The organism is Plantibacter sp. 2H11-2 (genome assembly GCF_050031945.1).
Taxonomy (GTDB): domain Bacteria; phylum Actinomycetota; class Actinomycetes; order Actinomycetales; family Microbacteriaceae; genus Plantibacter; species Plantibacter auratus.
This window is the reverse complement of sequence record NZ_JBNBBL010000003.1, coordinates 71878-84521: the sequence shown is the minus strand read 5'-3', so window position 1 is coordinate 84521 and position 12644 is coordinate 71878. Positions and strand designations below refer to the sequence as shown.

13 protein-coding genes are annotated in these 12644 nt (G+C 70.2%); 5 read left to right on the top strand and 8 right to left on the bottom strand.

What is annotated here, in order from left to right:
• Window positions 1-26: 26 nt before the first annotated feature.
• Together ACQG07_RS08155 and ACQG07_RS08150 are read right to left on the bottom strand one after the other, a co-directional pair.
• Window positions 27-509: a VOC family protein gene (locus ACQG07_RS08155; RefSeq protein WP_426738003.1), complete on the bottom strand. Its 483-nt coding sequence runs from the start codon at window positions 507-509 to the stop codon at window positions 27-29.
• A gap of 32 nt (window positions 510-541) precedes the next feature.
• Window positions 542-1492, bottom strand: coding sequence for a Ku protein (locus tag ACQG07_RS08150; protein ID WP_426738002.1), 951 nt, complete (start codon window positions 1490-1492; stop codon window positions 542-544).
• 111 nt (window positions 1493-1603) lie between these two features.
• Between ACQG07_RS08150 and ACQG07_RS08145 the strand changes: the two genes are divergently transcribed.
• Window positions 1604-4048 (top strand): ATP-dependent DNA ligase, encoded by a 2445-nt coding sequence (locus ACQG07_RS08145; RefSeq protein WP_426738001.1) that lies wholly within the window; start codon window positions 1604-1606, stop codon window positions 4046-4048.
• A 27-nt stretch (window positions 4049-4075) separates the two neighbouring features.
• On the opposite strand, the gene ACQG07_RS08140 is transcribed toward ACQG07_RS08145, so the two are convergent.
• A complete protein-coding gene (locus ACQG07_RS08140) occupies window positions 4076-4810 on the bottom strand; it encodes a response regulator transcription factor (protein ID WP_426738000.1) in 735 nt (244 codons plus the stop codon).
• 104 nt (window positions 4811-4914) lie between these two features.
• Between ACQG07_RS08140 and ACQG07_RS08135 the strand changes: the two genes are divergently transcribed.
• A complete protein-coding gene (locus ACQG07_RS08135) occupies window positions 4915-6129 on the top strand; it encodes a sensor histidine kinase (protein WP_426737999.1) in 1215 nt (404 codons plus the stop codon).
• Window positions 6130-6135: 6 nt separating this feature from the next.
• Here ACQG07_RS08135 and ACQG07_RS08130 read toward each other — a convergent pair whose 3' ends face one another.
• A complete protein-coding gene (locus tag ACQG07_RS08130) occupies window positions 6136-7185 on the bottom strand; it encodes an LLM class flavin-dependent oxidoreductase (RefSeq protein ID WP_194600463.1) in 1050 nt (349 codons plus the stop codon).
• A 197-nt stretch (window positions 7186-7382) separates the two neighbouring features.
• On the opposite strand from ACQG07_RS08130, the gene ACQG07_RS08125 reads away from it, so the two are divergent.
• Complete coding sequence (locus tag ACQG07_RS08125) at window positions 7383-7844, top strand: DUF3817 domain-containing protein (RefSeq protein ID WP_274500003.1); 462 nt, start codon at window positions 7383-7385, stop codon at window positions 7842-7844.
• Window positions 7845-7885: 41 nt separating this feature from the next.
• Here the strand turns inward: ACQG07_RS08125 and ACQG07_RS08120 are convergent, their stop codons facing one another.
• Window positions 7886-8659: an alpha/beta hydrolase gene (locus ACQG07_RS08120; RefSeq protein WP_274500004.1), complete on the bottom strand. Its 774-nt coding sequence runs from the start codon at window positions 8657-8659 to the stop codon at window positions 7886-7888.
• Window positions 8660-8819: 160 nt separating this feature from the next.
• Between ACQG07_RS08120 and ACQG07_RS08115 the strand changes: the two genes are divergently transcribed.
• Window positions 8820-9818, top strand: a complete 999-nt coding sequence (locus tag ACQG07_RS08115; protein ID WP_236555474.1) for an NAD(+)/NADH kinase — start codon at window positions 8820-8822, stop codon at window positions 9816-9818.
• A gap of 49 nt (window positions 9819-9867) precedes the next feature.
• On the opposite strand, the gene ACQG07_RS08110 is transcribed toward ACQG07_RS08115, so the two are convergent.
• Window positions 9868-10707 carry a siderophore-interacting protein gene (locus tag ACQG07_RS08110; RefSeq protein WP_124769423.1) on the bottom strand — a complete coding sequence of 280 codons (840 nt, stop codon included), beginning with the start codon at window positions 10705-10707 and terminating at the stop codon, window positions 9868-9870.
• A gap of 67 nt (window positions 10708-10774) precedes the next feature.
• Here ACQG07_RS08110 and ACQG07_RS08105 point away from each other — a divergent pair, with 67 nt between their 5' ends.
• Window positions 10775-11173: a hypothetical protein gene (locus ACQG07_RS08105; RefSeq protein ID WP_274500006.1), complete on the top strand. Its 399-nt coding sequence runs from the start codon at window positions 10775-10777 to the stop codon at window positions 11171-11173.
• 67 nt (window positions 11174-11240) lie between these two features.
• Here ACQG07_RS08105 and ACQG07_RS08100 read toward each other — a convergent pair whose 3' ends face one another.
• On the bottom strand, window positions 11241-11756 hold the full coding sequence (locus ACQG07_RS08100) for a CarD family transcriptional regulator (protein WP_064296128.1): 516 nt from the start codon (window positions 11754-11756) through the stop codon (window positions 11241-11243).
• 65 nt (window positions 11757-11821) lie between these two features.
• Entirely contained in the window at window positions 11822-12547 is a 726-nt protein-coding gene (locus ACQG07_RS08095; protein WP_426737998.1) for a TetR/AcrR family transcriptional regulator, read from the bottom strand.
• Window positions 12548-12644 lie beyond the last annotated feature (97 nt).

Sequence of the window (12644 nt, the reverse complement as noted above, 5' to 3'; positions counted from 1 at the left end):
TCGGTTGGTCGGTTGTGGAGGAGCCGCTATCGACCGTCCGCTGCGGCGACGAGTTCGGCGATGTCGAACTTGGTCTGCCCCATCATGCATTGCATGGCCCGTGCCGCGCGTTCCCGGTCGGGGTCGTTCTGCAGTTCGGCGAGGATGCCTGGCACGATCTGCCAGGACAGTCCCCAGCGGTCCTTGAGCCAGCCGCATTGGCTCGGGGCGCCGCCGTCGGCGATGAGGGCGTCCCAGAGCCGGTCGATCTCGTCCTGGGTGTCGGCTCTGACGGAGAAGGAGAACGCCTCGGTGAACGAGAAGATGGGCCCGGCGTTCATCGCGCTGACGGGGAGTCCCTCGAGCTCGAACTCGACGACCATCGCCTGGCCGGCCGGCATGGGTCCGCCCTCCGGGTAGCGGCTCACCGAGGTGATCCGGGAGTCGGGGAACAGTGACACGTAGAAGGTCGCCGCCTCCTCGGCTTGCGAGTCGTACCAGAGGAACGGGGTGACGCGGTGCTCCATCATGTCGTGCTCCCTCTCAGCCCGGGCGTCGTCGCTCAGGCGCTCTTCTTGCGTTTCGTCGCGGTCGACGGTTTCGACGCCGCGGTCTTGGCGGTACCCGTCTTCGCGGTACCGGTCTTCGCCGAGCTGCTCGTCGCGGCGGGCTTGGCGGCGCCGGATCGCTTCGCTGTACTCGCCGTCTTCGCGCCGGTCGTGCCACGTTGCCGTTCGATGCTGCGTTTCAGCACCTCCATGAGGTCGATCGGCTCGGCGCCCGTGTCGTCGTCGGGTTCGGGCTGCTCGCCGAAGGTGGCGGCGGTGTCGAGTGCGTCGCCCTGCTCGAGTTTCGCGTCGATGAGCTTCCGGAGCTGTGCCTGGTATTCGTCGACGAACGCGTCCGGGCGGAAGCGGGACGAGAAGGACTCGACGAGCGCCTCCGACATCTCGAGTTCCTTGGCGGAGATGCGGACGCGTTCCTCGAGGGCCGGGAACCGCACCTCCCGGACCTCGTCCTCCCAGAGCAGTGTCTGCAGGAGGATGACGTCCTCGCGCACCCGGAGGGCACCGAGACGCGTCTTCTGGCGGAGGGCGAACCGCACGATGGCCGTGCGGTCGGTCTCCTCGAGCGTCCGCCGGAGGAGGACGTAGGCCTTCGACGAGGAGGAGTCCGGTTCGAGGAAGTAGCTGCGGTCGAACATGATCGGGTCGAGGTCGTCGCTCGGCACGAACTCGACGACCTCGATCTCGCGGCTGCGTTCCTCGGGGAGTGATGCCAGGTCGTCGGCGGTGAGGACCACCGTCTGCTCGCCGTCCTGGTAGGCCTTGTCGATGTGGTCGTAGCTGACGACCTTCCCGCAGACCTCGCACTTGCGCTGGTACCGGATGCGTCCGCCGTCGGCGTCGTGGACCTGGTGCAACGAGAGGTCGTGGTCCTCCGTGGCGCTGTACACCTTCACCGGGACGTTCACCAGGCCGAAGGTGACCGCACCCTTCCAGATCGCGCGCATGACCGCTCCCGTCCGCGGGCGGATCCGCCCGCGCTGTCGTGGTGACCAGTAGACACCCGGAACATCGTCAAGGGCTAGCCCTTGACGCCCGTGGGCGGCAGGCTGATCGCCATGGCGAGGACGAGCGGTGGCGGCGGGCAGACGCAGTGGGTCGACGTCGACGGACGCCGGATCCAGCTCACCCATCTCGACAAGGTGCTGTACCCCGAGACCGGCACGACGAAGGCCGAGGTCCTCGCCTACTACGCCGCGGTCGCCGAACACCTGCTCCCGCACCTCGCCGATCGGCCGGTGACCAGGAAACGCTGGGTGCACGGCGTCGGCACGGCTGCGTCGCCGGAGTCGGGGTTCTTCCAGAAGGACCTGGGCGCCTCGGCTCCCGACTGGGTCCAACGGCTCCCCATCGAGCACAGCGATCACACGAACGAGTACCCGATCGTCGACGATCTCGCGACACTCACGTGGCTGGCGCAGCTGGGTGCGCTCGAGCTGCACGTGCCGCAGTGGCGGTTCGACCGATCCGGCGAGCGCCGACCGCCCGACCGTCTCGTCCTCGACCTCGATCCGGGTGAGGGGGTGTCCCTCGCCGAGTGCGCGGGGGTCGCGGGCCTGGCGCGGGCGGTGTTGGTGGACATGGGGTTGGATCCGGTTCCGCTCACGAGTGGGAGCAAGGGGATCCACCTGTACGCGGCGTTGGACGGTCGGCAGAGTTCCGCGGAGGTGTCGCTCGTGGCGCATGAGCTCGCGCGGGCGCTGGCCGCGGACGAGCCGGGCCTCGTGGTGAGCGAGATGTCGAAACAGCGACGCACGGGGAGGGTCTTCGTCGACTGGAGTCAGAACAACGGGTCGAAGACGACGATCGCGCCGTTCTCGTTGCGGGGTCGGTCTCGGCCGACGGTGGCGGCTCCCCGCCGGTGGGAGGAGCTCGACGATCCTGGGCTGGCGCAGCTGGAGTTCCCTGCGGTGCTCGAGCGGCTGGCGGACGGTGAGGACCCGTTGCGGGTGCTCGGCGACCCGCGTCCGTCGATCACGATCCGCCCGTCGGAACACGAGGACCGGCTCGTGGAGTACCGGCGGAAGCGGGACGCGGAGCGGACGCCCGAGCCCGTCCCGGACGGACCGCCGGCGCCTCCCGCTGCCGGGACGCCGCCCTCGTTCGTGATCCAGCGGCACGAGGCCAGGAAACTCCACCATGACTTCCGACTCGAGCACGACGGCGTGCTGGTGTCCTGGGCCCTGCCGAAGGGGGTGCCGACGGATCCGAGCAGCAACCATCTGGCGGTGCGCACGGAGGACCACCCCATCGAGTACGGCAGTTTCGAGGGCACGATCCCCGCTGGTGAGTACGGGGCCGGTGAGGTGACCATCTGGGACGCGGGCACCTACGAGCTGGAGAAGTGGCGCGACGACGAGGTCATCGGGACCCTGCACGGCCGGGCGGGAGGTGCGCTCGGCGGGCCGATGCGGTTCGCGCTCATCCGGACCGCGGGCGGGACGGGTCGGGAGGCGCCGTCGTGGCTCATCCACCGGATGCGCGCCCCGGGCGACCCGCCGGCTCCCCCGGTCGCACGGCCTCGAGGGATCCCCACCCCCATGCTCGCGAGTGTCGCGGCACCCGGCGAGCTGGTCGACGACGGATCCTGGGCGTTCGAGATGAAGTGGGACGGCATCCGTGCGATCGCGAGCGTCGACGGCTCGACGGGGCGGGTGCGGTTGTCGAGCCGGAACGGTAAGGACCTCACGACGGCGTACCCGGAGGTGGTCGAGGAACTCGCGGCGTCGCTCGGCGGCCGTGCGGTCGTCCTCGACGGCGAGATCGTGGCGTCGGGTCCTGACGGCCGTCCCGACTTCTCGCTGCTGCAGCGTCGGATGCAGCTCACCGCGGAGCGGGACGTCGAACGGGAGCGCCGTCGGACGCCGGTCCGGCTGCTGCTGTTCGACCTGCTCGAGCTGGACGACACGGATCGGACGGAGCTGCCCTACCGGGAGCGTCGCGAACTGCTCGAGCGGACGATCGGATCCGGGACCGTCGTCCAGGTGCCACCGACGATCGACGGCTCGCTCGACGATGCGCTCGAGGTGAGTCGGGGGTTGCGTTTGGAGGGGGTGATGGCGAAGGAGCTCGACGGACGCTACCGCCCGGGTCGGCGCAGCAGCACCTGGGTCAAGTTCAAGCACGAACGCATGGAGGAGGTCGTCGTGGCCGGCTGGCGTCCCGGTCGGGGCGGGCGCTCGGGTGGGATCGGGTCGCTCCTACTCGGGGTGCCGGGCTCGGACGGGTTGCTGCACTACGCGGGACGGGTCGGAAGCGGCTTCAGCGATCGGGAGTTGGCGGCGACCGCGCTCCGCTTCGAACGGCTGGGCCGGGCATCGACGGCCCTCGTGGGTGTCCCGCCGGCCGATGCGGCCGACGCCAACTGGGTGGAACCCGTCCTCATCGGGGAGGTCCGCTTCAGCGAGTGGACACCGGACGGACGGTTCAGGCATCCGGTCTGGCGTGGGTGGCGCCCCGATCGGACGGTGGACGACCTCGAAGCACCGGACCGCGGACGCTGAACCCGCGCATCGACCGCGGACGTCCCGTCAGGACAAGCGGCCGGATTCGGCGAGGAGGGCGAGGACGGCCGAGACCCGAGGGTTGCTCGAGGTGTCGTGCTCGATCCCGAGTGCGGCGTAGATCGCCGTGAGGTGGTTCTGGACGGACTTCTCCGCGATCCCGAGCCTGGTCGCGATCCCCGTGTTCGAGCGACCGGTCGCGAGCAGCTGCAGCACGGCGTACTGCCGATCGGTGAGCGACTCGAGACTCGACCCCGCTCTGGGCCGGGTCCGGTCGATGAGTTCGGGATCGAGCATCGTCTCGCCACGAGCGGAGACCCGGATGGCCTCGAGCAGGATCTCGCGCGTGAGCGACGAGGTCTTCGACAGGTAGCTCCAGCCGTCGCGGACGTCCGCCGGCATCTCGAGCAGCATGTCCATGAGGTCGTAGGCGGAGAGCAGGACGACACCGAGGCCGGGTTGCGCCCGGCGGAGGGAGACGCCGAGGCTCACCCCGTTGCCGTCGGGCAGCTCGATGTCCATGGTCAGCACGTCCACCGTTCCCGGGAGGAACAGCCTGCGGGCATCAGCGACCGTACCGGCACGCCCGACGAACTCCACGCCTGGCGCCCCGTCGAGCAGCTCGGCGAGCATGCCGCCGAGCAGCGGCTGATCCTCGATCACCCCGACACGCAGCGGCCTGGTGGTCGCGGCGTCCGTCGTCGCGTCACCGACCGTGGACAGCGCGGCGGGCGAGGGGTCGGAGTGCGACTGGTGGTGCATGTTCCGAGTATCCCGGATCGACCGGGGAACGACCGAGGGGGAAGCTCCCGACCGGCCGCACGTCGATGTCGGCGGTGGCGCGCACGGCAGGTCAGAATGGAGCCATGACCCAGGAGGCCCGGACCCCTCGCGCTGAGCGCTGGAGCGACAGCCGGGCGTTCATCACGGCCAGCGGCGCCATGGCCGCGGTCTTCGGACTCGCGGTGTCCTTCCAGAGCGTCTACATCTACACCTGGGTCGCCCCGGGCGGGACGCGTGGCATGCTCGCCGAACGGGTCACCGCGAACCTCGTCTCGTTGAGCGCGGCGATCCTCGTGCTCGCACTCCTGCTGTGGTCGAGGTGGGGGCCGTCGCTCCACGAATGGTGGCGCCCCAAGGTGCTCGCGGGTGTCCTCCTCGTGGCGATGCTGACGGGGCTGCTGCGAAGCGGACTCCAGCTCCTGCTGGGCGTGTACCGCGACCCGAGCCTGCAGACGGTCCTCGTCGAAGCCGGAACGACGACGCTCGCCCTGGCGGTCTGCGCGACGTTCGGGTTCAGCCTCAGTGCCGCCCGGCGACGCGCCCGCGAGGAGGAGCGCGCGCACGCCGATCAGCGACACCGGGCCGACCTCGCCCTCCAGTCCCTGCAGGGTGAGGAGCTGCGGGTGAAGCGGGAGGTCGCGGAAGGCCTGCACGGCACCCTGCAGCAGCACCTCGTCCTCATCAGCGCCCAGCTCGCATCCGTCACCACGGCACTCGAGCAGGGCGGCCCGGACGTCGCGTCGGAGGCGGCCAGGACCCTGCGGTCGCTCGGCGAGGAACTCCGCACCGTGCGCGAGCGCGACGTGCGGGAACTCAGCCGGCTCCTGTCACCGCCGCTACTCGAGGTCGGGATCGCACCGAGCATCCGCGCGATCCTGCAACGGCTCCCCCCGTCGATCACCACCAGTCTCGACGTCTCGCCGGACTTCCGGCTCCTCGACGACCCGATCGACAACGTCTTCACGACCGCGGAGCGCGCGGTCGTCGTCCGCACGCTCGAGGAAGGCGTGACGAACGCGCTGACCCACGGGGCAGCCGACCGACTCGTCGTGGACCTCCGGGTCTCGTCACCCGCCACCGAGCGGCGAGGGAGGATGGCGGGCGCCGTCGAGCTGCGCGTCGTCGACAACGGCTCCGGTCTCCGCGAGGACGCCGAACCGTCCGGCGGCCTGCTGCAGCTGGATCGACGGGCCGGCGCGTTCGGCGGGTCCCTCAGGGTCGGCCCGGCACCCGACGACGAGACCGGCGGCACCGTCCTGACGCTGACGATGCCCTACCGCTCGCCGGTGATCCGCTGAACCGGATCAGGCGGTCGAGGTCTCGGTCAGCAGTTCGCGGACGCGCGGGACGACCGCGGAGCCGTACAGACCGATGCTGTCCATGAGGTGCTCGTGCGACAGCGAACCGTTGCTGATCTTCAGATCCACGCGGGACAGCCCCAAGCCGTCGACCGCGGTCGCAACCTTCCGTGCGACCGTCTCGGGCGAACCGACGAACAGCGCACCCTCCGGGCCGGCCTCCTGCTCGAAGTGCCCGCGCGTCATCGGGCTCCAGCCCCGCTCGCGGCCGATCCGGTCCATCATCGCCCGGTAGTGCGGCCAGAGCTGCTCCTGCGCGAGCTCATCGGTCTCGGCGATGTGGGCAGGCGAGTGCATGCCGACGGGCTGGGTCGGCAGCTGGAACTGCGCGAGTGCGCGGTGGTAGAGGTCGACGAAAGGGGCGAACCGCAGCGGCCCACCGCCGATCACGGCCAGCATCATCGGCAGGCCGTATCGAGCGGTCCGCACCACCGACTCGGGGCTTCCGCCGACACCGACCCACGTCTTCAGCTTCCCGTGCTCCACCCGGGGGTAGACCGACTGCTCCCGGAGCGGCGCGCGCGTCTTGCCCGACCAGGTGACCGGTTCCTGCTCGAGGAGGGCGACGAACAGCTCGAGCTTCTCCTCGAAGAGCTCCTCGTACTGTGACAGCTCGTACCCGAAGAGCGGGAACGACTCGGTGAAGGATCCGCGGCCCAGGATGGCCTCGGCCCGCCCTCCGGAGATGCCGTCGAGCGTCGCGAACCGCTGGTAGACCCGCACTGGGTCGTCGGAGCTCAGCACCGTGACCGCGGATCCGAGATGGATGCGCTCGGTGCGGGCCGCGATCGCCGCCAGGACGACCTCGGGTGACGAGACCGCGAAGTCCTCACGGTGGTGCTCCCCCACGCCGATGAAGTCGAGGCCGACCGCCTCGGCGTGGACGCCCTGCTCCACGACGTTGCGCAGGACCTGCGCCTGGGACAGTGGCGCGCCGTCGGCGTCGACCGTGACGTCACCGAAGGTGTCGATGCCGAACTCGAGGGGTGTGGTCATGAGGTTCTCCAACGTCGTGTGGCTCGCCGCGAGCTGTCACGGCGATTGTATGTGTTTGCATACATATCGGTGAACCCCGTCACTCCGACGGGTATTCCCGACCCACCCAGGGTGGCAGAACCGGACGCCGGCTGGGAGCGCCTTCTCAGCCGTCCCTGGCAAGCTGGAAGACCTGCACCCCGAGCCTTGGAGCCCCTGTGTCGCCGCGCCGCCTCTTCCGCCTGATCGCGATCGCCGAGGCGATCACCTGGACCCTGCTCATCATCGGGATGATCCTCAAGTACGTCACGAAGACGACCGACCTCGGCGTGAGCATCGGTGGCGCGCTGCACGGCTTCGTGTTCCTCGTGTACGGCGCGACGGTCCTGCTCATCGGGATCAACCAGCGCTGGCCCATCGGCACGATCCTCGTGGGCCTCGTGAGCGCCGTCGTCCCGTACGCGACCATCCCCTTCGACCTCTGGGCGGACCGCACCGGCCGACTCGACGGGGCGTGGCGCCGCGAGGCGGGCGCCGACCCGCGCGACCAGCGCATGCTCGACCGCCTGACGCGCTGGCTCGTCCGACACCCGATCCTGCTCGTGGTCGTCGGCGGCCTCGTGGTCGTCGCCGTCTTCACGGCCCTGCTCGTCGTCGGGCCGCCGGTCCCGAAGGGCTGATCGTCAGGGTCCCTGCGGACCGCTGAAGCCCACGCCTACCCTCAGCCGAGCAGCTCGACCAGATCCCGCGTGATCTCGGAGCGGGCCTCATCGGTGGAGATCGTCGCCGTACCGTCGCCGGGCTGCACCCCGTAGTCACCGAAGCTCGCGTGGTTCGCCCCCTCGATCTCGATCATCGTCGCGTCAGCGGGCAACCGGACGCGCGCGTCGGCGACCTTCTCCGGGGTACTCAGTCCGTCGTCGCTCCCCGCGAGGCTCAGCACCTCGAGGGAGGAGCCGGAGAGGTCGTTCGCGCAGTAACTCCCGAACAGGACGAGACCCGTCACCGCGGGATCCTCCGCGAGCTGGCAGGCGCGCACCCCACCGAGTGAGTGGCCGCCGACGAACCAGGTGTCGACGTCCGGGGCGGCGGCGGTGAACGTCTCCAGCGGCCGTTGGTCGAAGAACGCCAGGTTGAGCGTCGGCTTCGTGATGACCACGGTCACGCCGGCCTCCTCCACGACGCCGGACAGCTTGTACAGGTAGGCGTACGGGTCGACCTTCGCCCCGGGGATGAAGACGAGACCGGTACCGGAGGCAGGACGCTCGGCGTCCGCGGTCGGGGCGAGGACCACGGCGTCGCCGACGTCGGTGACGGAGACCGCGGGGTCCTCCCACACCGCGAGTGCGGCGGGACGGGTGCCCTGCATGACGATCTGGGTCCAGACGACCAACCCGAGGACGACGACGAGCACCGCGCAGAGGATTCCGATGAGGATCGACTTCAACCGCCCCGCCCGCCGTGGTCGGCCAGGGTGCTCGGTCACATCGCTCATGTCGTTCCTCCACGCTCGGCGCCCCGCGAGGATCACGGCGGACCGGCTCCCTCCAGTATCCCAAACCCGGCCCGGCGCGCGTCGGTCGCAAGGCACGCTGCTGCCCGCTGGGCGCTCGGGTCCCGGTCGCGCTGTCAGGCGATCGGCCTATGCTCGACGGGTGACCACCACTCGCACGAAGCACCCCACCGGGCCGTCGATGACGATCGGCCTCATCACGCACCCGACGAAGAACATCGACGACTCCGTCCGCATCCTCCGCTCATGGCAGCTCGAACACGGCGCGCGCCTCGTCGGACTCCGCGCCGAGGCCAACCGGCTCGGCGACGACGTCGAACTGCTCGACGAGGACGCCTTCGCGTCGTCGGTCGACGTCGCCGTGGCGATGGGCGGCGACGGCACGATGCTCGGGGCGATGCGGCTGCTCGCCGGCCGATCCGCACCGGTGCTCGGCGTCAACTACGGCAACGTCGGCTTCCTCGTGGAGGTCGAACCGGCCGCACTCGCGGAGGCGCTCCAACGGGTCAGCGACAACGAGTTCTCCCTCGAACCGCACCACGGCCTCGAGGTGACGATCACCACCGGCGAGCAGGTCGCCCATCTCCTCGCCTTCAACGACGTCTCCATCGCCCGGCGCCCGGGAACCGGCGTGGTCATGGCCGACCTCGCCGTGGACGGCACCGCCTACGGGTACTTCAAAGCCGATGCGATCGTGATCGCCACCCCGACCGGATCGACCGCCTACAACTACGCGGCCGGCGGACCGGTGCTGTCCCCCGCCGTCGCCGCCACCGTCGTGACGCCGGTCGCCCCGATGTCGGGCATCGACCGCTCCTTCATCCTCGGGCCGGCGGAGCGCCTGCAGTTCTCGATCGGGACGGCGACCAAGCAGGCCGCCGTCGAGATCGACGGCCAGGTCCTCGCCGATGTTGCAAGTGGCGCGGTCGTGACCGTCCGGCTCGTGCGCGACGCAGCCAACGTCGTCCGTCTCGACCCGAGCCGGCACTCGCGCAAGGGCCGGATGAAACTCAGCCTGCTCGACCTCCCGTTGCGGCGCGATCAGCTGCTCGACCTCGTTCCACCGGACATCCGCGCGCGCGTCGAGCGTCCGTCGCGGGTCCGCCGGACGCGGAGCAAGCCGGCCGACCCCTCGCACTGAGTCCCGCGCCCGCCCGCAGCGCGGCGCCGGGGCGGGGCGGGGCGGAGCGTCACGACGTCGGCAGGACGACCCCGATCGGTTCGCGCTTCTCCGCCTGGAAGCGGTCCTCCGTGCGTCCGTAGGCCCAGTACCCGGACAGAGAGAGCTGGGAGCGGTCGAGCCCTCGTTGAGTGAGGAACACCTCGCGCAACGCCTTCATCGACTCCCGCTCGCCATGGGCGAAGACCTGCACGCGTCCGTCGGGCCACGGGTGTCCGCTGATGGCGGTCGCGAGGAGCGCGGCCGTCGATTCATCGCGGGCCGCACGGCCGACCCAGATCAGCTGCACCCCGGCCGGGTGGTCGAGGTCGACGAGGTCGTCCCGGCCACCGATCTCGAGGAACGCGAGCCCTTTCGCGTCCGCCGGGAGCGCCTCGAGGGCGGCGGCGATCGCGGGGATCGCCGACTCGTCGCCCGCGAAGAGGTGCCAGTCGGCGGTGGGGTCGGGTCGGTAGGCACCGCCGGGTCCGGCGAGCACGACGCGGTCTCCCGGCTGCGCGGCAGCGGCCCATGGGCCGGCGATCCCCTCATCGCCGTGCACCACGAAGTCGATGTCCATGGTGCCCGCCGCCTGGTCCACGCGTCGCACGGTGTAGGTGCGGGTGACCGGGAGGTCGGCGGGTGCCAGCGTCTCGCGGAGCGCCGCGAGGTCGTACGGCGGCTCGAGGCCGAGTTCGGGCTTGGCGAAGGAGATCTTCACGTAGCTGTCGGTGGCGTCCTTGGGCTGGAAGTCGGCGAAGCCGGGACCGCCGAGGGTGAGGCGCACGAGGTGCGGTGTGACCCAGGAACTGCGGACCACCTCGAGGATGATCTGTGGACGTGGGGCTCGAGGTCGCGGTGTCGTCGTCATGATTGTCTCCATTCTGCCGCCCATCGGACGGTCTCGGCATCCCCGATCCCGCTGTCATACTTGAGGGATGGCTACGACCGCAGGCTGGTACCCGCACCCCGACGATCCGACGAAGGAACTCCACTTCGACGGCGAGACCTGGGGCGACTCGAGGGTGCTGCGGTTCCAGCGGGACAAGCCCTCGCAGGCCGAAGCCGCGGGCTGGTACCCGCACCCGACCGACGAGGAACGCCAGGTCCACTTCGACGGACGAGCGTGGACGGACACTCGGGTGTTGCAGCTCAGCGGCGGCGCTTCCGGTGACGGTGGGCAGGCGCCGGTCTACGTGTCGCCCGCCGAACTGCCGGCACCGGAACGCGAGAGCCGCGCCTGGACGATCACCAAGGCCGCCCTGTCGTTCGGGCCCATCGTCGCCATCGCGGTCGTCGGCGTGCTGGCGATCGTGAGCGGCAACACCGGGGGCTGAAGGCACCCTCCACAACGACGAAGAGCGCCCCGCCGAACCGGCGGGGCGCTCTTCGTATTCACGGGTCCTACTTGGCTGCGACGGCCTCGGGGGTCGCGATCGACGAGGCGAGCACCTCGTCGAGGCCCGCGGACGCCTCTTCGTCGGTCATCGACTGCGCGAGCGCGAGTTCGGAGACGAGCACCTGGCGCGCCTTCTGGAGCATGCGCTTCTCGCCGGCCGACACGCCGCTGTCCTGGTCGCGACGCCACAGGTCGCGGACGACCTCGCCGACGCGGTGGACGTTGCCACTGGCCATCTTCTCCTGGTTGGCCTTGTACCGACGCGACCAGTTGCCGGGCTCCTCGACGAACGGCTCGCGGAGCACGCCGTAGACGGCCTGGACGCCGTCGTGGTCGATGACGTCGCGCACACCGACGAGGTCGGCGTTCGCGATCGGCAGCTTGATGGTGAGCTCGGACGTGTGCACGCGAAGCGTCATGACGTCCTGCTCGACACCCTTGATCGTCACCTTCGACAACTCGGTGATGGTGACCGCTCCGTGGTGCGGGTAGACCAGGGTCTCTCCAACGATGAACTGCATGGTTCCTCTTCTCTTCTCAGGTCGTCACCGGTACTCGCGCACCGGCGTCGTCGTGCTCCGGCGGTTCAGCGGCCGGATGGTTCGGGGGTCTGTGGTGGCGGTGACGCGCCGACGGGTCGTTCGTCGAGCAGCCAGGCGGGCAGCAGGGCGACCAGGGCTTCGACCAGTTCGTCGTCCGAGACGTCGATGCGTCCGCGGCGCCAGCCGTCGACGAGGGAGAGCGTGCCACCGGCGACATAGGCTGAGACCAGGCCCGCCGGGATGCCGACCGGGACCTCGGTGCGCTCGAGCAGCGAGCCGATGAGGTGGTCGGCGTGCTCGCCGACGAGGCCGTCGAACGCGCTGCGGGCGACGGGGAGCTCGAGCACGCTCGAGTAGAGCGGTGCGTCTTCGAGGAGCTGGGCGACGAGGCGTCGGTAGGCTTCGCGGGCGCGCTCGGCGCTGCCCAGCGACTCGCCCGCGGGACGCACCGAGACACCGGACGCGGCAAGGCCGGCGAACTGCACCCGCAGGTAGGCCGCGGTGAGGTCGTCGAGGCTGGAGAAGTGGGCGTAGAACGAGCTGCGGCTAATGCCGGCGACCCGGACGATGTCGCCGACGGACACGCGTTCCGGCCGACCGGCGAGGATGGTGGCGACGGCGTCGAAGATCGTCTGCCTGGTGCGCTCGGCACGTGGGTCGCCCGTCACTCGGAGGACGGGAGCGAAGCGCTCGACACGCGACGGCGGAGCGGGACGTTCAGTGGTGGACTGCTCGACACCGAGGGCGGGAACTCCTGATGTGCGAGGCATTCCCACCAGTGTACCACGACTTCTCGGACAGCTGTCCGAGACAGGTGTCGGCTCGGGGACCGAAGCGGTGCGGACAGACGTTTCCCGGTCACTGAGC

What these genes read in the sequence shown, in the direction of transcription:
- ACQG07_RS08155 (WP_426738003.1), bottom strand. Translation starts at nt 509, where the DNA reads ATGATGGAGCACCGCGTCACCCCGTTCCTCTGGTACGACTCGCAAGCC.
- ACQG07_RS08150 (WP_426738002.1), bottom strand. Translation starts at nt 1,492, where the DNA reads ATGCGCGCGATCTGGAAGGGTGCGGTCACCTTCGGCCTGGTGAACGTC.
- ACQG07_RS08145 (WP_426738001.1), top strand. Translation starts at nt 1,604, where the DNA reads ATGGCGAGGACGAGCGGTGGCGGCGGGCAGACGCAGTGGGTCGACGTC.
- ACQG07_RS08140 (WP_426738000.1), bottom strand. Translation starts at nt 4,810, where the DNA reads ATGCACCACCAGTCGCACTCCGACCCCTCGCCCGCCGCGCTGTCCACG.
- ACQG07_RS08135 (WP_426737999.1), top strand. Translation starts at nt 4,915, where the DNA reads ATGACCCAGGAGGCCCGGACCCCTCGCGCTGAGCGCTGGAGCGACAGC.
- ACQG07_RS08130 (WP_194600463.1), bottom strand. Translation starts at nt 7,185, where the DNA reads ATGACCACACCCCTCGAGTTCGGCATCGACACCTTCGGTGACGTCACG.
- ACQG07_RS08120 (WP_274500004.1), bottom strand. Translation starts at nt 8,659, where the DNA reads ATGAGCGATGTGACCGAGCACCCTGGCCGACCACGGCGGGCGGGGCGG.
- ACQG07_RS08110 (WP_124769423.1), bottom strand. Translation starts at nt 10,707, where the DNA reads ATGACGACGACACCGCGACCTCGAGCCCCACGTCCACAGATCATCCTC.
- ACQG07_RS08105 (WP_274500006.1), top strand. Translation starts at nt 10,775, where the DNA reads ATGGCTACGACCGCAGGCTGGTACCCGCACCCCGACGATCCGACGAAG.
- ACQG07_RS08100 (WP_064296128.1), bottom strand. Translation starts at nt 11,756, where the DNA reads ATGCAGTTCATCGTTGGAGAGACCCTGGTCTACCCGCACCACGGAGCG.
- ACQG07_RS08095 (WP_426737998.1), bottom strand. Translation starts at nt 12,547, where the DNA reads ATGCCTCGCACATCAGGAGTTCCCGCCCTCGGTGTCGAGCAGTCCACC.